12 protein-coding genes are annotated in these 20,691 nt (G+C 70.1%); 8 read left to right on the top strand and 4 right to left on the bottom strand.

Annotated elements, in window-relative coordinates; translation table 11 throughout:
- From FHT32_RS18350 to FHT32_RS18370, 5 genes are all read left to right on the top strand, one after another.
- A complete protein-coding gene (locus FHT32_RS18350; protein ID WP_176666029.1) occupies positions 1 to 5,409 on the top strand; it encodes a filamentous hemagglutinin N-terminal domain-containing protein in 5,409 nt (1,802 codons plus the stop codon).
- 251 nt (positions 5,410 to 5,660) lie between these two features.
- Positions 5,661 to 8,255 (top strand): type VI secretion system Vgr family protein, encoded by a 2,595-nt coding sequence (locus FHT32_RS18355; RefSeq protein ID WP_176666030.1) that lies wholly within the window; start codon positions 5,661 to 5,663, stop codon positions 8,253 to 8,255.
- Positions 8,255 to 10,081 carry a triacylglycerol lipase gene (locus tag FHT32_RS18360; protein WP_176666031.1) on the top strand — a complete coding sequence of 609 codons (1,827 nt, stop codon included), beginning with the start codon at positions 8,255 to 8,257 and terminating at the stop codon, positions 10,079 to 10,081. Before FHT32_RS18355 ends, FHT32_RS18360 begins: the two co-directional genes overlap by 1 nt.
- 36 nt (positions 10,082 to 10,117) lie before the next feature.
- Positions 10,118 to 11,080: a T6SS immunity protein Tli4 family protein gene (locus FHT32_RS18365; protein WP_256099041.1), complete on the top strand. Its 963-nt coding sequence runs from the start codon at positions 10,118 to 10,120 to the stop codon at positions 11,078 to 11,080.
- An 11-nt stretch (positions 11,081 to 11,091) separates the two neighbouring features.
- Positions 11,092 to 11,307: a hypothetical protein gene (locus FHT32_RS18370; protein ID WP_176666033.1), complete on the top strand. Its 216-nt coding sequence runs from the start codon at positions 11,092 to 11,094 to the stop codon at positions 11,305 to 11,307.
- A gap of 43 nt (positions 11,308 to 11,350) precedes the next feature.
- On the opposite strand, the gene FHT32_RS18375 is transcribed toward FHT32_RS18370, so the two are convergent.
- Positions 11,351 to 11,989: an isochorismatase family protein gene (locus tag FHT32_RS18375; RefSeq protein ID WP_176666034.1), complete on the bottom strand. Its 639-nt coding sequence runs from the start codon at positions 11,987 to 11,989 to the stop codon at positions 11,351 to 11,353.
- A 110-nt stretch (positions 11,990 to 12,099) separates the two neighbouring features.
- Between FHT32_RS18375 and FHT32_RS18380 the strand changes: the two genes are divergently transcribed.
- Positions 12,100 to 13,065, top strand: coding sequence for a GlxA family transcriptional regulator (locus FHT32_RS18380; RefSeq protein ID WP_176666035.1), 966 nt, complete (start codon positions 12,100 to 12,102; stop codon positions 13,063 to 13,065).
- Positions 13,066 to 13,100: 35 nt separating this feature from the next.
- Here the strand turns inward: FHT32_RS18380 and FHT32_RS18385 are convergent, their stop codons facing one another.
- The 3 genes from FHT32_RS18385 to FHT32_RS18395 form a co-directional block, all read right to left on the bottom strand.
- The gene (locus tag FHT32_RS18385; protein ID WP_256099042.1) at positions 13,101 to 15,107 is read right to left on the bottom strand and encodes an ATP-binding protein; all 2,007 of its coding nucleotides are present in this window, start codon (positions 15,105 to 15,107) and stop codon (positions 13,101 to 13,103) included.
- Positions 15,104 to 16,138, bottom strand: a complete 1,035-nt coding sequence (locus tag FHT32_RS18390; protein ID WP_256099043.1) for an ABC transporter substrate binding protein — start codon at positions 16,136 to 16,138, stop codon at positions 15,104 to 15,106. Before FHT32_RS18390 ends, FHT32_RS18385 begins: the two co-directional genes overlap by 4 nt.
- 302 nt (positions 16,139 to 16,440) lie before the next feature.
- A complete protein-coding gene (locus FHT32_RS18395) occupies positions 16,441 to 18,330 on the bottom strand; it encodes a hybrid sensor histidine kinase/response regulator (protein WP_176666037.1) in 1,890 nt (629 codons plus the stop codon).
- 161 nt (positions 18,331 to 18,491) lie between these two features.
- Here FHT32_RS18395 and phnD point away from each other — a divergent pair, with 161 nt between their 5' ends.
- Together phnD and FHT32_RS18405 are read left to right on the top strand one after the other, a co-directional pair.
- Positions 18,492 to 19,532 carry a phosphate/phosphite/phosphonate ABC transporter substrate-binding protein gene (gene phnD / locus FHT32_RS18400; RefSeq protein ID WP_176666038.1) on the top strand — a complete coding sequence of 347 codons (1,041 nt, stop codon included), beginning with the start codon at positions 18,492 to 18,494 and terminating at the stop codon, positions 19,530 to 19,532.
- Entirely contained in the window at positions 19,529 to 20,602 is a 1,074-nt protein-coding gene (locus FHT32_RS18405; protein WP_371132192.1) for a phosphate/phosphite/phosphonate ABC transporter substrate-binding protein, read from the top strand. The genes phnD and FHT32_RS18405 overlap by 4 nt, the downstream gene beginning before the upstream one ends.
- Positions 20,603 to 20,691: the final 89 nt, after the last annotated feature.

The following is a 20,691-nucleotide window of genomic DNA, read 5'->3' on the forward strand; positions in this document are numbered from 1 at the left end:
ATGAAGCAACGCAATCTTTTCCGCAGGCGCCCGTCGCATCGCCTCGTGCTGCGGCCTCTCGCGCTGTCGCTGGTCTGCGCCGGCCTCGGCCCTGCCGTGGCGCAGGTCCTGCCCACGGGCTTCAACACACCGGCGAACAGCGGCGTCACGATGACGCAGTCCGGCGCGCTGATGAGCATCAACCAGCAATTCCAGCGCGGCATCGCCAACTGGCAGACCTTCTCGATCGGCGCCGGCGGCATCGTCAGCATCACGCAGCCGAACGCGAACAGCGTGCTGCTCAACCGGGTCACGGGCGGCGAGCTTTCCACCATCGCGGGCCAGCTCACCGCGAACGGGCGCGTCATCCTGGTCAATCCGAGCGGCGTGATGTTCAGCCAGGGCGCAACGGTGAACGTGGGCGGCCTGATCGCCTCCACGTTGGCGCTGACGACCTCCGACCAGAGCTTCATGGACGGCGCCACGAAACTCACGTTCGAGCGCCCCGACGCCAGCACCGCCTCGGTGCGCAACGCCGGCAACATCACCGCCGCGGGCGGCGGCCCGGTGGTGCTGATGGGCGCTGCGGTCGGCAACACCGGAACCATCACTGCCAACGGCGGCACGGTCGCGCTGGCCTCTGGCCGCAAGATCACGCTCGATCTGGTGGGCGACGGGCTCACCAACATCGTCATCGCGTCCGACGCCATGGCTTCGAGCGCGTCCGTAGAGAACAGCGGCACGCTGCAGGCCGACGGCGGACGCGTGGCCCTGATGGGCAGCTCCGCCACTTTGGGCGAGCTGGTGGTCAACCAGACCGGCACCGTGCGCGCGCGCACCATGGGCACGCGCAACGGCGAGATCTTCCTGGGCGGCGGCCCGGACAACCGGGTCGAGATGACCGGTGGCACGCTCGACGCCACGGGCGCCAATGCCGGCGAGCGCGGCGGCACCATCCGCATCGTGGCGGGGCAGGTGCAGTTGCAGGGCGGCGGCGTGGAAAGCCCGCAGGCCGCGCTCGATGCCAGTGGGCAGGCGGGTGGCGGTACGGTCTCGGTGCGCGGCTACGACGTGGCACTGGCGTCGACTTCAGCACTGCGCGCCAGTGCCGCCGGCGAAGGCGCGGGCGGCACCGTCGAAGTGGGCACGGCGGCGGGCCAGACCCTGCCGGACGGCAGCATTGCGCCAGTGCGCGAATCGCACGCGCAGGTGTACGGCGAACTGGCCGCGCGCGGGGCAGGCGGCGGCCAGGGCGGCACCATCACGACCGTGGCCGACGGCTTGCGGGTCGGCGGTGCGCGGGTCGATGCCGGCGGTGGCGCGGCCGGCGGTGCCAACGGCAGCTGGCGCATCGAGACGCCCGCGGGCAATCTCGACGTCGCCAATGCGGCCGACGTTCCTGCATATCAGCAGGGCTATCCCGCATTGAGCTCCGGCGCGAGCGTCGACGCGGGCAGCATCGGCGCCGCGCTGGGCCGCGGCACCGACGTGACGCTGGCCAGCGGCGCGATCGGCGCAGGCACCGGCGTGAACTTCGGCGAGAACGTACAGGTGGTGAAGCAGGAGGGCGGCACCGCCACGCTGCGGGTGGATTCCGCGGGCAGCATCACCATGAACAGCGGCGCCGCCATTTCGTCGAAGCAGGGCGCGCTGAACGTGGACTTCAACGCCGATTCGACGGGTGCCATCGCGGCGCGCGCGGCCGATGCCAGCAAGATCTCCGTCGGCGAGTCGCAGAACGGCGAGGCCGACTATGCGGGCGCCATCCGGCTCACGCAAGCCACCATCGACGCCAACGGCGGCAACATCCGCTTCTTCGGCCAGGGCGATGCGCTGAATGGCCGCGCGGTGGGCGGCGCGGTCCCGAACGGAGACGGCGGCAGCCAGTGGAGCGAGGGCATCTACCTGACCGAGAGCACGCTTTCCACCAGTGCCGGCGGCAGCATCGGCCTGCGAGGGCAGGGCCGCTCCTGGGTCAGGACCAGCGATGGCGGCGATCCCACCTTCGAGTCCAGCGAGGGCGTTTCGCTCTGGAACAGCACGGTGAAGGCCGGCGGCACCGGCATGGTGAGCATCGACGGCGTCGGCGGTGTCGGCGCCACGGGGCTCAACGTGGCCTTCGGGACCTCCATCGCCTCGTCCGGCGGCGACGTCGCGCTCACGGGCCGCGGCACCGACTGGACCGCCGACATGCCGGTCGGCAGCATCTTCAGCCAATCCGGCGTCTTCATCGGCGGCAACTCCGTCGATGCCGGCGGCGACGTGCGGATCTCGGGCACCGGGGCCAGCCTCGACGCGATGCGGCAGAGCGTGGCTTTCGCGACACAGGGGCGTTCGGCGGGTGGATCGAGCGGCGTGGTCGTCTCCGACACCGTCATCACGGCAGGCGACGGACGGCGCATCGACATCACCGGCCGCGCGGGCGGCGAGGGCTTCAGCGCCGCGCTCGACAGCGGCGGCGGCATCGTGCTGACGCCGGACAACAACCGGGTGTATGGCGTGGATGTGAGCGTCCAGGGGCAGTCCAACGCGCTGCGCGCGTCGGGCGGCACCGTCGCCATCGATGGCCAGGGCACCGATGTCTCGCTGCGCCTGACCAACTTTTCCGATTTCGCGAGCGCGTCGCTCGGCGTCAATGCCGTGCCGTCCACCGACGCCCTGGTTTCCGTCGCCAGCGACACCGGCAAGGGCGGCAGCATCTCGATCAAGGGCCGCAACGTGCTGGTCGACGGGGTGACGTTCTCCGAAGGCGATCCGCTGATCGCCCGCCTCGATGCCAGCGGCGCCACCGGCGGCGGCAGCATCGACATCGCGGCCACCGGCTCGATCGCATTGAGTTCCACCGCCAGCCTGCAGGCCGATGCCACCGGCACGGGCAACGGCGGCAGCGTGAAGGTCGTCGCGGGCGACTCGCTGCGCGCCTACGGCAGCCTGTCGGCGCGCGGCGGCGCCGCTGGCGGCAACGGCGGGTCGATCGAGACGTCGGGGCAGAACTTCGATCTGTCGGGCGTGCAGGTCGACGCTTCGGCGCCGATGGGCGGCGCGGGCAAATGGACCATCGACCCCTTCAACGTCACCATCGCGCACGGCACCGGTCCGGGCTCCCTGCCGACCAATCCCTTCGACCCGCTGACGGACTCCACCATCCAGGACGGCGACATCAACGCGGCGCTCGACAAGGGCACCAGCGTGACCATCACCACGGGAACGGGCGGCACGAGCCAGGGCAACATCAACTTCAACAGCGGCGTCGTGATCGAGCGCACCAGCGGAGCGGCGCCGGTCACGTTCAGGCTCGATGCCAACAATGCCATCGGCCAGAACCCGCCGACGGCCTGTCCGAGCTTCCCCTGCACCTTCGTGCCGACGATCATCCGTTCCACGACCGGGCCGCTCGACGTCGTCTTCAACGCCAATGGCGCGGCCGGAGGAGCATTCCCCGGCAACATCGCCTACAGCGGACAGATCCTGACCAACGGCGGCAACGTCACGATGAATGCCGATGGCGCCAACTCGGGAGTCCAGGCCATCGCACTGAGCAACGCCACCATCGACACGCGCACCACCGCGCTGGGCGACGCCGGCCCCGGCGGCTTCGTGCAGATCACGGGCAAGCGCGGGGCGCCGACGTTCTCGGCCACCGGCGCGACGGTCGCGCTCAACGGCGTCAGCATCCAGACCAGTACCGGCGACGTATCGATCTCGGGCATCGGGGTGCAGGGAACGGGCGTGAGCATCGGTTCGGCCGCCACTCCGAGCCAGATCCTCACCACCAGCGGCGACATCAGCATCGCCGGAGTCGGCAGCACCCTGTCGACCAGCTTCGGATCGACGACCGTGCAGAGCGTCCAGCTCGACGGCTCGCAGGTCCGCAGCGTCGACGGCAATATCAGCATCCGGGGCCTTGCGACTGCCGCCGCGGCCGGCGACAAGTCCGGCGGCGTGCTGCTTGCCAACAACGCGCTGGTCACGACGCTTGGCGCGGGCAGCATCGACGTCTCGGGCGAGTCGCAGGCCGCCGGCGCCGGCCTCACCGTCGGCGCCGGCTCGCGCATCGACGGTAACAACAGCGTGTCGCTGCGAGCCGCCAACAACGGCACCGCCGACGCCGTGGTCATGGCCGGCACCGTCCGCGCCGGCAGCGTGCTGAACCTGCGCCCCGGCGGCGTCGATGCCGCCGGCAACGCGGTCGACCGCACGGCCAGCACCATCACGCTCGGCGGCACCGCGGCCAATGGCTTCGCCGTATCGGCCGACGAGTTCACGCGCCTCGACGCACCCACCATCGTGGCCGGCAGCAACACGCACGCAGGCAGTATCAACGTGGTGGGCCCGCTCACCGTGCCCGGCGCGCTGACGCTGCAGAACACCGGCGGTGGCGGCGGCATCCAGCTCGGCGGCGCGCTCACGGCATCGACCGTGGGGCTGATCTCCGGCGGCAACATCACGCAGACGGCCGCCGCGCCGATCACCGCCGGCACGCTGCTGGCGCGTTCCATCGGCGGCAGCGTGCTGCTGGACCAGGCGGCGAACAACGTCAGCGCCGACACCCTGGGCGGCGGAGCGGCCGGCGCCTTCCGCTACGTGGACGTGGACACGGTCAAGCTCGGCTCGGTGAGCGTCACCGGCTACGACGCGGCGGGCAATGCGCCGCAGATCGTGTCGGCCAACTCGATGGCCGCCGACACCGTGTTCGTGCGCACCCTCAGCGGCGACCTGCTGCTGGGCACCAACGTGAGCAGCACCGGCGGAGCCGACCTGGTGGCGGCCTCGCGCTTCCAGAACACCGGCGGCTACACCATTGCCGGCGCGCCGTGGCGCGTGTGGGCCGACACCTGGGTGGGCGAGACGCGCGGCGGGCTCGCGGGCTCGGGGCTTTATCCCAACCTGTACCACTGCGCCTACTCGGGCCTGTGCGCGGTGAGCATTCCGGCGGGCGCCAACCATTTCATCTACGCGCAGCAGCCGGTGGCCACGGTGCTCATCGGCAACGCGACCCGGCCCTTCGGCTATCCGAACCCGCTCTTCAGCTACCTCGTGACCGGGCTGATCCTGGGCGACACGGGCGCGGGCTTTGCGGGCTTCATGTTCTCGCCCGCGCTGCAGGCCAGCCCGCCCGGCGTGTACCCGATCAACGGCGCCTTCACCTCGGCCGAGGGCTACAGGGTCAACGTGGTGCCGGGCAACCTCTTCGTGGGCGGCGTGCCCGACCTGCCTCGCCCCGACGCGCTGCGCGACCTGCCCGCGACCTGGGTGTACGACCGCAACATCGGCCCGCCGCCGATCTGCTTCGCCACCGGACCGCTCGAAGGCGACCGCGCGACGCAGGGCGGCGACGTGCTCGCGCGCGAATGGTCGCGCGTGCGCTCTCGGCCCAACCTGTCGAGCTGCGTCGACACCGAGAAGCGCAACGGCTGCGCGGATTTCTGAGGCGTGTAAACGCCGCTGCAAAGCGGCGTTAACGAAGCGTTGCGCGAAGAGGCATGGCCTCTTCATGCACGCAGGAATGATCGCGCAGTAGTTCACGCAAGGCGCGGGCAGCTCGCGCGACGTCATCGGCATGGGTGTCTCGGCACACAGAATCCCGACCAAACAAAGTCTTCGTCCTCGGCACGAGAGACGGTCTGTTCAGGGAGTTCCATGTCCAACGTCAACGGCGCGCTCCTGCGCGCCTTTCTGCCATGAGGCGGCGCGTCAGCGTCCGCACGCCTGCAGGCGATGCCCTTCGATTTCATCGACTGGCCGGCCGCGAGGAATTGAGCCGGCTCTACAGCTTCGATCTCGACCTGCTGGGCACTCACGACGCGATCGATCCGAACGCGTTGCTCGGAAAGTCCGCCACCGTCGTCATCCAGACCGAAAGCGGCGAGGCGCGGCACCTCGACGGCATCGCCACCCGGTTCGGCCTCTCGGGCGAGGACGACCGCCATTGCTTCTACCGGATGCAGCTGCGCCCATGGCTGTGGCTGGCGACGCTGCGCTCCGATTTCAGGATCTTCCAGGACCAGAGCGTCCCCGAGATCGTCGCGGCCGTGCTCGAAAGCTATGGCTACCCGCTCGAACGCAGGCTGGGCCGAAGCTACCGCCGCTGGAACTACTGCGTGCAGTACGGCGAGAGCGACTTCGATTTCATCTCCCGTCTCTGCGAACACGAGGGCATCTATTACTTCTTCCGCCATGAGGACGCTCAGCACGTGCTGGTCTTCGCCGACGACATCGCCGGCTCGCACGGACCGCTGCCTGGCGGCGAAGAATTGCGCTTTCACGTCGACGAGCAGGCCGGCATGACCGGTGGCCCGGATGCCGGCGAGCGTGTCTACGAATGGACGGCTTGCGAAGAGGTTCGGCCCGGCCGCTTCCTGCATGACGACTACGACGACCTGCACCCCAGGGCAGACCTGAGCCAGTCGCGGCAGAAAGCCGTCGGCCACGACCACGACCGCTACGAGCAGTACGAGTGGCCCGGCGGATACACCCGGCTGGAAGACGGCGATGCGTATGCGGCCATCCGCAACGAGGAGCAGCACAGCGAACGCAGCCGTGCCCGCGGCCGCTCCAACAGGCGCGACCTCGCGCCGGGCTTCACCATGCGCCTGGCGGAGCATTCCCGTGCCGACCAGAACCGGCAATACCTGCTGCTCGGCGTTGGCTACGACCTGCGGGAGAACCTTCAGGCCTCCGAAGGAGCGCAATCGTCGGAAGGCTCGGTGCAGCACTTCGCGTTCGAGGCCCAGCCCACGAGCCTTGCGTGGCGGCCCCGGCGCACGACACCCAAGCCGCGCACGCATGGGCCTCAGACTGCCGTCGTGGTCGGCCCTGCCGCGGAGGAGATCTGGACCGATCAGCACGGCCGCATCAAGGTGCAGTTCCACTGGGACCGGCTCGGCCGCCACGACGAGAACACCAGCTGCTGGATGCGCGTGTCCTCGAACTGGGCGGGCGCGAACTTCGGCGAGGTGGCGCTGCCCCGCATCGGGCAGGAGGTCATCGTCGACTTCCTCAACGGCGATCCGGACTGCCCCATCGTCATCGGCCGCGTGCACAACGCCGACCTCATGCCGCCCTGGGCCCTGCCCGCGCAGAAGCACCTCGCCGGCTATCGCAGCCGCGAGCTCGGTGGCGGCGAACGCGGCAACCATCTCGCGCTGGACGACACGAGCGGCAAGCCGCAGGCCCAGCTCAAGAGCGACCACCTCAGCAGCAGCATCAGCCTCGGGCACATCGGCCGCATCGAGAGCACCGCAGGCCGCCAGGAAGACCGCGGCCAGGGCTTCGAACTGCGCACCGACGGACACGGCGCGGTGCGCGCAAGCGCCGGCCTGCTCATCACCACCGAGGCGCGGCCGAATGCACAGGCCCACATCACGGACATGCGCGAGACGGTCGAGCGGCTGGCCCAAGGTCGCGAGCTGCATGAAGGCCTGGGCCGGATGGCGCAAGACGTCGGGGCGCAAGAAGCGGGCGACCAGGACGAGGTGGTCCGCGAGCTCAAGGAGCAGGACGAGGCCATCCGGGGCAGCCCCGACGCGGCGGTGCAGGGCGAGTTCCCCGAATTCGCACGGCCGCACCTGACCCTGGCCAGCCCGGCCGGCATCCAAGCGGCTACGCAGGGCTCCACGCACATCGCCAGCACGGGACACAACGCCCTCACCAGCGGTGCGCACACCAGTGTGAGCGCGGGCAGGAGCCTGCTCGCCAGCGCGCGTGACGCGGTGCGCCTGTTCGCCTGCAAGGCCGGCATGCGGCTGATCGCAGGCAATGCGGACATCGACATCCAGGCCCTGCGCAACAGCATCAACCTGCTGGGCAGGCTCAACATCAAGCTCGACGCGGAGCGCATCACCATCACGGCCAAGGAGGAAGTGCTGATCAACGGCGGCTCCAGCTTCAGCCGCTGGAACGCGCAGGGCATCGTGCACGGCACCAACGGCCTGTGGCGCGAACACGCCGCGACCCACAGCTTCGTGGGGCCCGCGAGCCGCGCGCCGCAGTTGGTGAACCAGGACCCGAACGCCGCCTTCGATCAGGAACTCATCTTCCATCACCTCGACGAGAACAACTCGACGGCGGCCAGGCAGGTGTTCAGGCTTGTGCGGGAGGGAGAACCGCCGCCGCGCAAGCCGGGGCCCGTCGGCGGACAGGCGCCGGGTCGCGGCGGAGCCATCACCGGCAGCGACGGCTCCACGCAGGTGCAGCGTGCCGACGCGCCCGAGTTCTACAAGGTGCGCTGGCTCGGGCGAGCTAAGGAGAGCTCGAACGCCGGAGGGAGCGCGTGATGGCGGTACAGGGAGAAGACGAAGACCGCTGGATGGACTTCTCACTGGGCATCGGCGGCTTCGCCGAGGCGGGTGTGGTCACTACGCCCGTGGCCGACAAGCGCAGGGTTCGCGTGCGCGTGCCGCCCGGAAAGCTCATCCCCATCGTTTTCCTGCCGGGCATCATGGGCAGCAACCTGCGGCTGTCCAGGGCGCGGCAGGTGCTGCTCAAGCGCCAGGACAACATCGCCTGGCGGCCCGACGACACCGGTGATGTCCTGGGCCGGCGCAACGACAATCCCGCGCAGCGCCAGATGCGCCTGGACCCCGACGAGGTGGAGGTGGACCGCTACGAAGTCACCGACAACGGCCCCGCCGGGTACGACGCGACAGGCGACGCGACGCTCGGCTCCGACAAGCGCCACGCCAACGTGCCCGACAAGCTGGGCTCGGTCAGCAAGCTGCTCATCGACGACCCCAAGGCCGACCCCGACCACCCGCTGGCGGCCAACAGGCAAAGCTTCTCGGCCGCGCAGAAGGCCCGCGCGCGCGGCTGGAGCGAGGTGATGTTCAGCGCCTACGGCGACATCATCAAGCACATGGAAAGCCGCCTCAACGACATGCTGCAAGGCCAGGGCGAGCAGGTGAAGGTGTCTTCATGGTGGTCGAACAGCGAAGACCGTCAGGCGATGGTGGGGCGCGAGCCGTCGAGCTTCGGCGCGCAGGAGGGCGCCGCGCTCTCGGAGGCCGACCTCATGAAGATCGGGAACTGCTGGTACCCCGTGCACGCCTTCGGCTACAACTGGCTCAAGAGCAACGGCGAGGAAGCCAGGTCGCTCGCACCGAAGATCGACAAGCTCGTGCAGACCTACAACGACAACGGCTTCGACTGCCCCGGCGTCATCCTGGTCACGCACAGCATGGGCGGCATCCTGGCGCGAGCGCTGATCCATCCGGACTACGGCAACATCAAGGACAAGGTGCTGGGCATCGTGCACGGGGTGATGCCCACCACCGGCGCCGCGGCAGCCTACAAGCGCGTGCGCGCCGGCTTCGAAGGCGGAGGTTTCCTGGACATCGTCGCGAACATCATCCAGGGCCTGCTGGGCGACGATGGAGAGAAGGTCACGGCGGTGCTGGCCAACGCACAAGGCGGCCTCGAACTGCTGCCCGCCGCCGCGTACGGCACGCAGTGGCTGCATGTGCAGGACCAGGACGGCAACTTCCTCGCGCGTCTTCCGCAAGGCGATGCCGTGGAGGAGATCTACACGCAGGATGCGGGCAAGTGGTGGCGGTTGATCAATCCGGAGTGGATTGATCCGGCTGGGCAACTGGAGAAGCCTCCCGGGGAGGGAGGCAAATCAGAACAGCAGATTGGAGCAGAGGCGACAACGCGGCGAGTCGCCAGCGCAATGAAATTCGCCAATGCCATCGAGAACACCTTCCACGAACGGACCTACGCCCACTACGGCAACGACCCGAAACAGCTGGCATGGAACGAAGTGTCGTGGCGCGTTGTTGATGGAGATGCGGAGAAGGCTGGCGATCCGGCCAACTGGACGCTGCTGCCCGGCGGGAAGGGTGACAACAAGAAGGGTCTGCTGAAGGTGCGCGGCAACCACGGCACGGAACTCATCCTCAAGCTGCAGCCACCCGCAGCAGCTGCCGACGGCACGGTCCCTGTGGAACGCAGTGCCAGCAAGGTGAAGGCAAAGCTCAAGTTCGTCCAGCGAGGCTACGACCATCAGAACAGCTACAGGAACCCGGACGCAAATGCCTCGACGCTGTACGGCATCGTGCGCATCGCCAACGAATTCGATCCGGCGTGGTGGGACAAGAAGGACTGAAGTGATTGCTCAAATCATGAAATGGAAACCAACCCTATGAAGAACATTCGCATTGAACGGTTGTTCGAACACACCAAGCTGCTGTGCTTCGGGCGCTACGTACTTACGGCCCCCGCGGACTCGCGTCTGGCCTTTGGGCGCGACTTCCCGACTTTGCCAAACCAAGCCAAAGACATCGATAAGGTCATGGATGCCGAGCGGGCAAAGATTCTGGCGGCGGACAAAACTGCCGAGATCAACTACTTCGGCAAGGGACCAGCTCCAAACACATGGCTGATTCGGTCCTACATGGACGACACGGCCAAAAAACTTGAGCTGGAAGGATTTCACAACTATCACATCGTGGGGCCGCACATTTTTGTGAACGACAGAGGAACCGCAAAGAGCCGAGGTGTCACGGCCGATTCCATCCTCCAAGGCACGATCGAAATCGCCCAGGATCTGCGTCCCCGCACCCCCGACGAAGTCCCCACCGAACAAGGCCTGTGCCACGAGTTCGGCTTCCGCCGCCTCGACGGCTCCAAGGGCAACGTGCTGACTCAAGTCGGCCTCCACATGGCCGCCCTGCCCGACGTGGTCTTCAGCGTCGAGAGCAACCAGACCGTCAACACCAAGTTCACCGGCAACAGCGACGGCCTGCTCAAGCTCATCGCCGACCGCAAGCGCGAGGCCGGCAGCAGCTACCCCAAGCTCACGACCTTGCGCGAGGGCAGGAAGAATGTCCACGGCTGGAACGGCGAAGAGTCCCTCGTGCGCCGTGCCGACGGCGCGCACGACTTCGAATGGATGTTCATCGGCGAGAACGGCGGCAGCGTCGCGCGACCGGGCAACCTCGACGTGACGATGCGCACCAAGGTCATGGCCGACCGCATCGGCGCGGCCCCGGCTTCTTCGCTCAATGACGAGGAAGCCATCGCGCTGTGGGACAGGCTGCTCGACGGCCTGAAGTTCCGCGTTGCGGTGCCGGGTGCACCGGCCGATGCCGTGGCGATCCAATGAGGAGGTCCGCGATGACATCGAAGCACAACCCGGCACGCCGCAAGGCGCTGCAACTGGCAGCTGGCGTCGTGGCGATGGCGGCTTCGCCGGTGCCTGTGATGGCGCGGCTTCAGGTCGAAGGCGGTTTCGCCGGGCCATCGACCAATGTGCTGTGGAAGCCCATCGACGACGCCCGGCGTTTCGAGAAGCCGTACGGCGATCTTCTCGAGGTCGGCTTCTCGCGGTGAGTGCCTCGCGCGGGGCGCGCCGGCCCCGCGAGGCCCGCGCCAGTTAGGCGATGCCTCGTGCACGGCGGTTGGACATCACCACGTTGTCCTTCGCAATCACCTGGCCTTCGCGCATCGCCGAGATCCACGCCTGCGTCGTGGTCACAGCCGCGAAGTTGCTGTGGAACACCACGCTGAACACGCGGTGGATCTCCTCCGCCGTGACCTTGCCCGCCGCGTTCTCGTAGGGCAGCGCGCCGCTGGCGTCCGAGAGGAACTCGACGGCCAGGCCGCGGTGCATGGCCTCGTACACGGTGGAGGCGTCGCAGTTCTGCGTCATGTAGCCGGCCACGCTCAGCGTGTCGATCTTGTTGCGCGCGATCCAGTCGGCGAAGTCGGTGCCGGTGAACACGCTCGGAAAGCTCTTGGTGACGAGGTGGTCGTGCGGCCGCTTCGCGATCTCGGGGTGCAGTTGGCCGTTGTGTGCGTCGGCCTGGAACACGGGCGCGCCCTTGGGCGCATGGTGGCGCACCACCACCACGGGCGTGCCGGCGGCGTGGGCGGCGTCCATGGCCCTGGTCACGTTGGGCAGCGTCTGCAGGATGGGCGGGTACTCGATCGGCAGGCCGCCGCCTTCGAAGTATTCGTTCTGCACGTCGATGACGACGAGTGCGCGGCGCGGGGCGGTGGTTGCTGTGCTCATGAAAGGCTCCTCTTGTTCCTGTTTGTCCGGTGGTTCGGATGGCCTGATTCTTCGCTTCGGGCGGGTTTCGCGACAGTGGCCCGAAAGCCATTCATCGATAAGATCGGGCCATGCCGCAGCAAGCCGCCGAAACCGTCGCCGTCGTCGCCTTCGACGGCATCAGTCCCTTCCACCTGTCCGTGCCCTGCATGGTCTTCGGTGAAGACCGCACCGAGGCGGGCGAGCCGCGCTTCCGCGTGAAGGTGTGCGCCCCCGGGCCCGGGGAACTGCGCACCAACGCCGGCTTCGCGCTCGTCGTCTCGCACGGGCTCGAAGCCATCCGCCGTGCGCAGATCGTGGTCGTTCCATCGTGGCGGGACGACTGCTCGGCGGCGCCGCCCGAACTCATCCGCGCGCTGCAGGCCGCGCACCGGCGCGGCGCCACCGTGGTGGGTCTTTGCCTCGGCGCCTTCGTGCTCGCCGAGGCCGGCCTGCTCGACGGCCGCCCGGCCACCACGCACTGGAAGCTGGCGCCGATGTTCGCCAGGCAGTATCCGAAGGTGAGGCTGCAGCCCGAGGTGCTGTACGTGGACGACGGCAGCGTGCTCACCTCGGCCGGCACGGCCGCGGGCATCGACTGCTGCCTGCACCTGCTGCGCGTGCGCCATGGCGCCGAGACGGCCAACCGCGCGGCGCGGCGCATGGTGGTGGCGCCGCACCGGCAGGGCGGGCAGGCGCAGTACATCGAGCAGCCCGTGCCCGCCGCCGCCGAGCGCGACCGGCTCGCGCCGCTGCTCGAATGGCTGGGCCGGCACCTCGACCGGCCGCACGATCTCGACGACCTCGCGCGGCGCGCGCTCATGAGCCGGCGCAACTTCACTCGGCGCTTCCGCGAATCCACCGGCACCACCGTCGGCCAGTGGATGCAGAACCAGCGCCTCGCGCTCGCGCAGCGGCTGCTGGAGACCACCGACCACCCGGTGGAGCGCGTGGCCACCGGCGCCGGCTTCGGCTCGGCGGTGTCGCTGCGCAAGCACTTCGTCTCGGCCTTCAAGCTGTCGCCCACGGCCTACCGCCAGCAGTTCTCGCGGGCGTAGACGACGGAAAGAAGAAAAAGAAAAGCGCCCCGCGGTCAGACCGTGACTTGTCGCCGCGTCGTGAGCAGCGCCCGCAGCTTGGCCGGCGCGACCGGCTTGGTCAGCAGCATCACGCCGCCGTGGCGCAGCCGCTGCAGCACCTCGGGCCCGGTGGCGCCCGACACCAGCACCGCCAGCGCCTCGGGCTGCAGCCGCTTGGCGGCGTCGATCACGTCCACCCCGTCGCCGTCGCCCGCGAGCTGCAGGTCGCACAGCACGGCGTCGTAGTGGATGTCGCCGGTGCCCAGCCGCGCGATGGCCTCGGCACCGGTGTCCACGCATTCGACCTGGCAGCCCCACTGCTCCAGCAGTGCGCGGCTGCCGTCGAGGATGGCGGGGTCGTCGTCCACCACCAGGCAGCGCAGTCCCGCCAGCGGCGCCGGGGCCAGCGGCGGCGGCTGCGGCGGCGCCACGTCGGACAGCCGCGCCGCGGGCAGCGTGAAGGCGAAGGTGCTGCCCGCCTGCAGCGCGGAACGCACGGTGATGCGCGTGCCCAGCAGCGCGGCGATGCGCGCGCAGATGGCCAGCCCCAGCCCGAAGCCGCGGCGCCGGTCGCGCTCGGTGTTCGCCACCTGGTAGAACTCCTCGAAGATGCGGCCCTGGTGGATGGGCGCGATGCCCACGCCGTTGTCGCGCACCTCGATGCGCACGCCGCTCACGCTGCGCCGCGCCGCCACCAGCACCGTGCCGCCCTCGGGCGCATGGCGCAGCGCGTTGGTCACCAGGTTGCCGACGATGCGCCGCAGCATCGCCGCGTCGCTGCGCACCGCCAGCCCGCGGTCGCTCCAGCGCAGCCGCACGCGGGCCTCGACGGCGGCCGCGGCGTGCTGCGCGTCGAGCTGGTCGAACAGCTCCGCGAGCGGCACCTTGGCGATGGCGGGCGTCAGCACCTGCGCGTCGAGCCGCGAGATCTCGAGCAGGTCGTCGAGCAGCACGCCCATGAACTCGGTGCTTTCCTGCAGCCGCAGCACCGCCGGGCGCTGCGCGGGCGTGGCGCCGGGCAGCAGGCCGTCGATGAACAGGCCCATGGCGTGCAGCGGCTGGCGCAGGTCGTGGCTCGCGGCCGCGAGGAAGCGCGCGCGGGAAAGAGCCGCCTGCTCCGCCTCGGCCATGCGCTGCAGCGCGACGGCGGTGGCCTCGCGCACGCGCTCCTCGCTGATCTGGCGGTTGCGCTGCAGCCGCTCGGCCAGCCGGTCGATGTCGTGCGCGAGCACGGCGAGTTCGTGCGTGCCGCGCGTGCCGCCTTCCACCACGTCGCAGCGCACCTCGAAATGCCCGGCCTCCAGCGCCGCGACCGTGCGCGAGACGCGCCGCAGCGGCCGCGCCACCGTGCGCGCCATGTGCCGCACCGAGGCCCACGCCGCCATCAGCGCCACCAGCGCGATGCCGATGCCCGCAATGAGCGAACGGCTGCGCTCGCGCGTGTAGGCGGTGGTGTCGCGGAAGGTCTGCACCAGGCCGATGGGCGTGTCGCCCGCCGCCGTGGAGCCCGCGGGCGCGAAGGCGCTGGCGCGCGAGGCCTCGCGCAGCGTGACCGGCGAGGTGAACATGCGCAGCTGCGCCAGCGACGCCGTCTTGGGCCCGGCCGTGACGTACACGCCCGCGCTGTTGCTGATCTCCACCCGCGTCACCTGGCCGCCGCGCAGCGCCGCGTTGGCCACGTTCTGCAGCGCCGGCACGTCGCCCGCGTAGAGGCTCAGGTCGGACATGGCCGCCACCTGCTTCGCCACCGCCTGGCCCTCGGCGTCGAAGGCGGCCTCCAGGGTCTGCAGCCGGTTGTGCGTGAACCAGCCCGTGAGCGCCAGCGCCACCGCCGCGCACGGCACCACGCCAAGGCGGAACAGGTCGCGCTGCAGGTTGCCGCGCAGCACCAGTGTGTGGGCCGGAGGAGGCGGGGGTGAGGGCGGCGGCGATGAAGGCGACGATGAAGGCGGCAAGGCGCCCGCGCCCTCCGCTGCCGTGGGCGCCGCCCGTTGTTCGTGGGGAGGTGCTGCGCTGCTCATCGCGGGGCCGCGAGCCGGTCGGTCAGTTCCCGTTCCTCCGGCAGGCGCAGGCCGAGTCCGCGTGCCACGGTGGCGTTGACGCGCACGGTGGCGGGCGTCGCGGCTTCCACCAGCGGTGCATTGCCGCCGTTGCCGGCGCTCGCGACCTTCTGGCCAAGCTGCCGGGCCTGCTGGGCCAGCTGCGATGGCGTGGAGACCGCCGCCGCCAGCCCGCCCGAGCGCACCAGCCCCTCGCTGGCGCCGAACACCGGCAGGCCGGCGGTCGCGGCGGCGCGCAGCACCGAGAGCGTGGCGGCCTGGTTGTCGCCGATCAGGTCGGGCAGCACCAGCAGCGCGTCGCTCTGCGGCACCACCAGGCGCAGCGCGGAGGCGATCGACCGGGCGTCGGGCGCGTACTCCACGCGCAGGTCCCAGGCCGGGTTCGCGCCCTGCGCGGCGCGCTGCAGCTCGCGCACCAGCGGTTCCGACTCGGGCGTGGCGACCACGCCCAGGCGGTGCTTCTGCGGCAGCACCGCGTTGACCAGCGCGAGCTGGTCGGTCATGGCCGGGTCGCGCAGCAGCACGCCCACGCGGCGGTCGGCGCGCCTGAGCGCCGGGCTGCTCGCCTTCAGGGTCTCGTACTCGAGCCGGCTGAGCATCGCGAGCACCAGCGGTTCCTGTCCCGGCCGCTCGACGGCGGCGCGCGCGGCGGCGGGGCCCACGGCCATGGTGAGCGGCGCGTCGGCGGAAGAAGATGGAGAAGAAGCCGCGCGCAGGCTGCGCGTGCGCACGCCTGCGTTCGCGGCGCGCTCGGTGTCCGTGGCCTGCTCCGCCGCCGGCTGCGGCTCGGTGCCGCCGGGCCCGAGGCGCACCAGCTCGAACCTGCCGCCGGGTTCCTGGTCGGCGCGCAGCCGCTGCACGAACTCGGAGGAGGCCGCCATGTCGTCGCCCATCAGCACCGTGAGGCTGGCCGCCGCGAAAGCCGCGCCCGCGGCGCACGCAAGGCTTGCGGCCAGCAGGGTGCGGGCGGCGAGCCGCAGCCTTCGATGCAAGGGCGGTAGGACGGGATTCACGGCAACAAACATGGACTGCTTCCGCAGCGAGGAGCGATGACCCAATGTAAGGACGACCCCTGCTTCGCGCGATAAGGCGGAGGGCTTATGTCAGTGCCGGCAGTGGCCTGCCCGCGTGATGGATTTCCGATGCCAATGGCCGCTCGGCCTATCTCCGACGGAGTATTCGGCTCTCCCCCAGGCTTCGCGCACTTCGTGTCGCTTCGCCAACCCCCTTCCGGGGGCAACACCTGCGGCCCGGCAAAGCCGGTTCCGCGGTGTTTCGCGCAGGGAGAAACTCTTTAAGCGGCGGCCGCCTGCGCGGCCGCCGCGCGCTGCGCCTGTATCGCCTGGCGCAGCACGCGCGGCGACACGGGCTTGTAGAGCACCGTGATGCCGGCGCTCGCCACTTCGCGCAGGCGGTCGGGCTTGGTCTCGCCGGTCACCAGCAGGCGGGCGGTGCCCGCGCCGATGCCGCGCGGATGACGCTCCAGCGCGGCGATCACGTCCAGGCCGTTGTCGCCGCCCTGCAGCAGCAGGTCGCTGACGACCACGTCGGGCGGGCGCTCCCAGCCGTCGGCCAGGGCCAGCGCCTCGGCGCGGGTCTGCGCGGGCAGCACCTCGGCCCCCCAGTTGGAGAGCACCACCGTCAGTCCCTCGAGGATGGTGCGCTCGTCGTCGATCACGAGGATGCGCACGTTCGCCAGGCCTTCCTCCTCGTCGATGGCCGCGATGGCCGCCGGCGCCGCGGGCGCGGGCAGCGCGGCCGGCGCCGAACGCACCAGCACCCGCACGCAGGTGCCCTTGTTCAGCTTCGAACTCAGCTCCACGCGCGTGTTGAGCAGCTCCGCGAGGCGCTGCACCGTGGCCAGGCCCAGCCCCATGCCGCGCGCGCCGCGCGATGCCTGCCGGCTGGCGGGCTCCACCTGGTAGAACTCCTCGAACACCCGCGCCTGGTGGTGCGCGGCGATGCCCACGCCGGTGTCGACCACGTCGATGCGCACGCCCCGGCCGCGCCGCCGCGCGCCGATCAGCACGCCACCCTCGATGGTGTGGCGCAGCGAGTTGGACACCAGGTTGTTCAGGATGCGCGAGAGCATCACGTAGTCGCAGCGCACCCACACGTCGGTCTTGCGCACCACCAGCCGCAGGCCCTGCTGCTCGGCCACGGGGCGGAAGTTGCGGCTGATCTCCTCGAAGAGCCGGTCGAGCGGGAAGTCGATCCACTGCGGCTGCAGCACGCCCGCATCCAGCTGCGACAGGTTCAGCAGTTCGGAGAAGAGGCGGTCCAGCGAATCGACGCACTCGCGGATGTGGCCGATGCGCTGCAGCTTCACCGGATCGCTCTCGCCGTTGGCCAGGCCGTCGGAGAACAGCGTGAGCGCGTGCAGCGGCTGGCGCAGGTCGTGGCTGGCGGCGGCCAGCAGGCGGGTCTTGGCCTGGCTGGCCACCTCCAGCTGCTGGTTCTTGCGCGCCAGCTCGGCGGTGGCCTCGTTGATGCGGCTCTGCAGCAGCCGGTGGCTCTCGGCAAGCGCGCGCGCGGCCTGGTTGAAACCCTGCTGCAGGTGGCGCACCTCGGCCGTGCCCTCGACGGACACGCTCGCGTCCTCGCCCGCGCCCAGGCGGTCGACCGCCTTGCCCAGCGCGCGGATCGGCTCGCTGATGCGGCGCGCCGCCCACCAGCCGGCCAGGCCCACGCCCGCCAGGCTGATCGCCAGCACCAGCCCCACGTTGAACCACACCGAGCGCCGCGCGTTCTGCACGGCGGCCAGGCTCATCTCGACCATCACCTTGCCGTTGTGCCGGCCGTCGTCGCCCACGACGGGCACCACCACCTGCAGGCCCTCGCCGCGGGCGCGGTCGAGGGTCTCGGAGTTGGCCACGATCTCGCCGTCCTCCGTCCAGATCTGCACCTGCTGCACGTTGGGCTGGTAGGTGCCCGACTGGGCGGTGCGCGCCAGCGCGCGGCGGTCCATGCGCGCCAGCGGCGCCTGCGCCACGGTGGCCACCTGCAGCGCCACCGTCTGCGCGTTGGCGCGCATCAGTTCGGTGAGGTTGCCCAGGTGCTGCCGCGTCAGCACGGCGATCGCCGCCAGCGTGGCCAGGGTCGCCGGCACCATCGCCAGCAGGATCAGCTGCTGGGCGAAGGTCAGGCGGGCCAGGCCGCGCAGGACACGGAAGTTCCAGTTCATGAGGGCATCGGACGCATGGGGGCCGAGCTTATGGGGGCCGTCCGGGGCGGGAAAGCTAGGTAAAACATCACAAAAAATGCTTGTAATTGATATTTAATGACGTCCGCGCTGCCATGTTAGACCCGCCGATGCGCGCCGGCCCTATGTCTTTCGCTCCAGAAATGCTGGCTTCCATGCGCCGATTCGCCGAGTTTCCAGCCGCGTTCCTCCGCGCGGCGACCCTGGCGTTGCTGGCCGGACTGCTGCCGCTCGCGGCACCGGCCCAGGTCAGCCCGCTGGACGGCCCGGTGCGCTTCGGCATCCTGCCGCTGGGCGGCGCCTTCGAGTCGCGCAGCGACTGGGACCCGCTGCTGGCCGAGCTCAGCCGCGCCATCGGCCGGCCGGTGAGCGTGCTTTCGGTCAACTCGTACGAGGCGCTGGAGCAGGCCATCCAGCGCGACGAGGTCGACATGGCCTTCCTGTCCGGAAAGATGGCGCTCGACGCCGTCACCCAGCGCCGCATGAAGGTGGTGGCGCAGGTGGTGCGCCACGACGGCCTGCCGGGCTACCGCGCGCTGCTGCTCGCGCGCAAGGCGCCGCCCTTCAATTCGCTGAAGAACCTGCTGGAGCAGCCCGATCGCTGGCGGCTGGCGCGCGGCGAGAAGCAGTCGGTGTCGGGCTTCATCGTGCCGCAGCTGCAGCTCTTCCTGCCGAACCACATCGCGATGGAGACGCGCTTTCGCAGCGAGTTCGTCGGCACCCACCAGGCCACCGCGCTGGCCGTGGCCAACAACGAGGCCGACGTGGCCACCAACAACACCGCCGACTTCGAGCGCTTCAAGACACGCTTTCCGGCCGAGACCGAGCGGCTGCAGGTGCTGTGGGAGTCGGAGCTGATACCGCACGCGCAGATCGTGGTGCGGCGCGAATACCCGCCCGAGCTGCGCAAGCGCGTGCAGGCCTTCCTGGTCGGCTACGGTCGCGCCAAGGGGCCGCGCGGCGACGCCGAGCGCGTGGTGCTGAAGTCGCTGCACGACCTGGCCGGCTTCGTGGCCGCCGACAACAGCTCGCTGCAGCCGGCCGCCAGGCTGGCCTACCAGCTCGCGAAGCAGAACGCCATGACGGCGCAGTGGGTGAACGACGCCGCGCGCGAGGCCCGCCTGCAGCGCATCGAGAGCAACTACGAGGGACAGGTCGCCGTGCTGAAGGACGTGTCGCCGTGACGCTTGCCAGGCCGTTCGCCTCGCTGCTTGCTTCACTGCTTGCTTCGTTGCTCGTGCTGGCCGCCTTCGCCGCCGCGCCGGCCGTCGCGCAGGTGCAGCACGGCGCCGCCGCCGCCCCTGCGGCCGAGAAGGCCGCGCCGCCCGCCGTGCGGATGATCCGCTTCGGCGTGCTGCCGCTGGGCGGCACCGTCGAGTCGCGCGCGCTGTGGGCCCCGCTCATGAACGACATGAGCCGCGCCCTCGGCATGCCGGTCAACATGTATTCGGTGCCGACCTACGAGGAACTCGACCGCGCCATCGGCCGCGACGAGATCGACATGGCCTTTCTCTCGGCCAAGATGGCGCTCGACGCCGTGATGCAGCGGCGCATGAAGGTGCTGGCGCAGATCGCGCGCCACCCCAGCGTGCCCGAGCACCGCGCCGTGCTGCTGGTGCGCAAGGCCGGGCCGCTCAACACGCTCGAGGGCCTGCTCGCACAGCCCGAGAAGTGGCGGCTCGCGCGCGGCGACAGCCGCTCCGTCACCGGCTTCATCGTGCCGCAGAGCCAGCTCTTCCTGCCGAACAACATCGAGATGGAGACGCGCTTCCGCAGCGAGATCGTGGGCACCCACCAGGCCACCGCGCTGGCCGTGGCCAACGGCGACGCCGACGTGGCCACCAACAACACCACCGACTTCGAGCGCTTCCGCCAGCAGTTCCCGGTGGAGGCCGAGCGGCTGCAGGTGGTGTGGGAATCGGAGCCGCCGCCCGGTGCGCCGATGGTGGTGCGGCGCGACTTCCCGCCCGAGTTCCAGGTGCGGCTGCAGAACTTCCTGACCGGCTACGGCAGGGCCAAGGGCGCGCGCGGCGACGCCGAGCGCGAAGTGCTCAAGAGCCTGCGCGCGGCCTACGGCTACGTCGCGGCCGACGACAGCGCGCTGCTGCCGCAGGCGCGGCTGGAGCACCAGCTCGGCAGGCAGCGCGCCATGGCCGCATCGTGGGTCAACGAGGCCGCGCGCGAGCAGCGCCTGCAGCGCATCGAGAAGGCCTACGCGGAGCAGGTCGAGATGCTGCGCTCCGCCGCCCGCTGAGCTGGTCGTTCCGCGCCTGCCGCGCTTCTTTCTACTCCCTTCGCCGTAGCTCCAGAGCCGCCGCCTAGGCCATTAGCTAGGCCTTAAGG

Source organism: Variovorax sp. SG517, assembly GCF_013376045.1.
Taxonomy (GTDB): Bacteria; Pseudomonadota; Gammaproteobacteria; order Burkholderiales; family Burkholderiaceae_C; genus Variovorax.

Coding starts and splice junctions, on each gene's coding strand:
- FHT32_RS18370 (WP_176666033.1), top strand. CDS start 11,092: ATGACATCGAAGCACAACCCGGCACGCCGCAAGGCGCTGCAACTGGCA.
- phnD (WP_176666038.1), top strand. CDS start 18,492: ATGCTGGCTTCCATGCGCCGATTCGCCGAGTTTCCAGCCGCGTTCCTC.
- FHT32_RS18380 (WP_176666035.1), top strand. CDS start 12,100: ATGCCGCAGCAAGCCGCCGAAACCGTCGCCGTCGTCGCCTTCGACGGC.
- FHT32_RS18355 (WP_176666030.1), top strand. CDS start 5,661: ATGAGGCGGCGCGTCAGCGTCCGCACGCCTGCAGGCGATGCCCTTCGA.
- FHT32_RS18360 (WP_176666031.1), top strand. CDS start 8,255: ATGGCGGTACAGGGAGAAGACGAAGACCGCTGGATGGACTTCTCACTG.
- FHT32_RS18375 (WP_176666034.1), bottom strand. CDS start 11,989: ATGAGCACAGCAACCACCGCCCCGCGCCGCGCACTCGTCGTCATCGAC.
- FHT32_RS18365 (WP_256099041.1), top strand. CDS start 10,118: ATGAAGAACATTCGCATTGAACGGTTGTTCGAACACACCAAGCTGCTG.
- FHT32_RS18395 (WP_176666037.1), bottom strand. CDS start 18,330: ATGAACTGGAACTTCCGTGTCCTGCGCGGCCTGGCCCGCCTGACCTTC.
- FHT32_RS18350 (WP_176666029.1), top strand. CDS start 1: ATGAAGCAACGCAATCTTTTCCGCAGGCGCCCGTCGCATCGCCTCGTG.
- FHT32_RS18385 (WP_256099042.1), bottom strand. CDS start 15,107: ATGAGCAGCGCAGCACCTCCCCACGAACAACGGGCGGCGCCCACGGCA.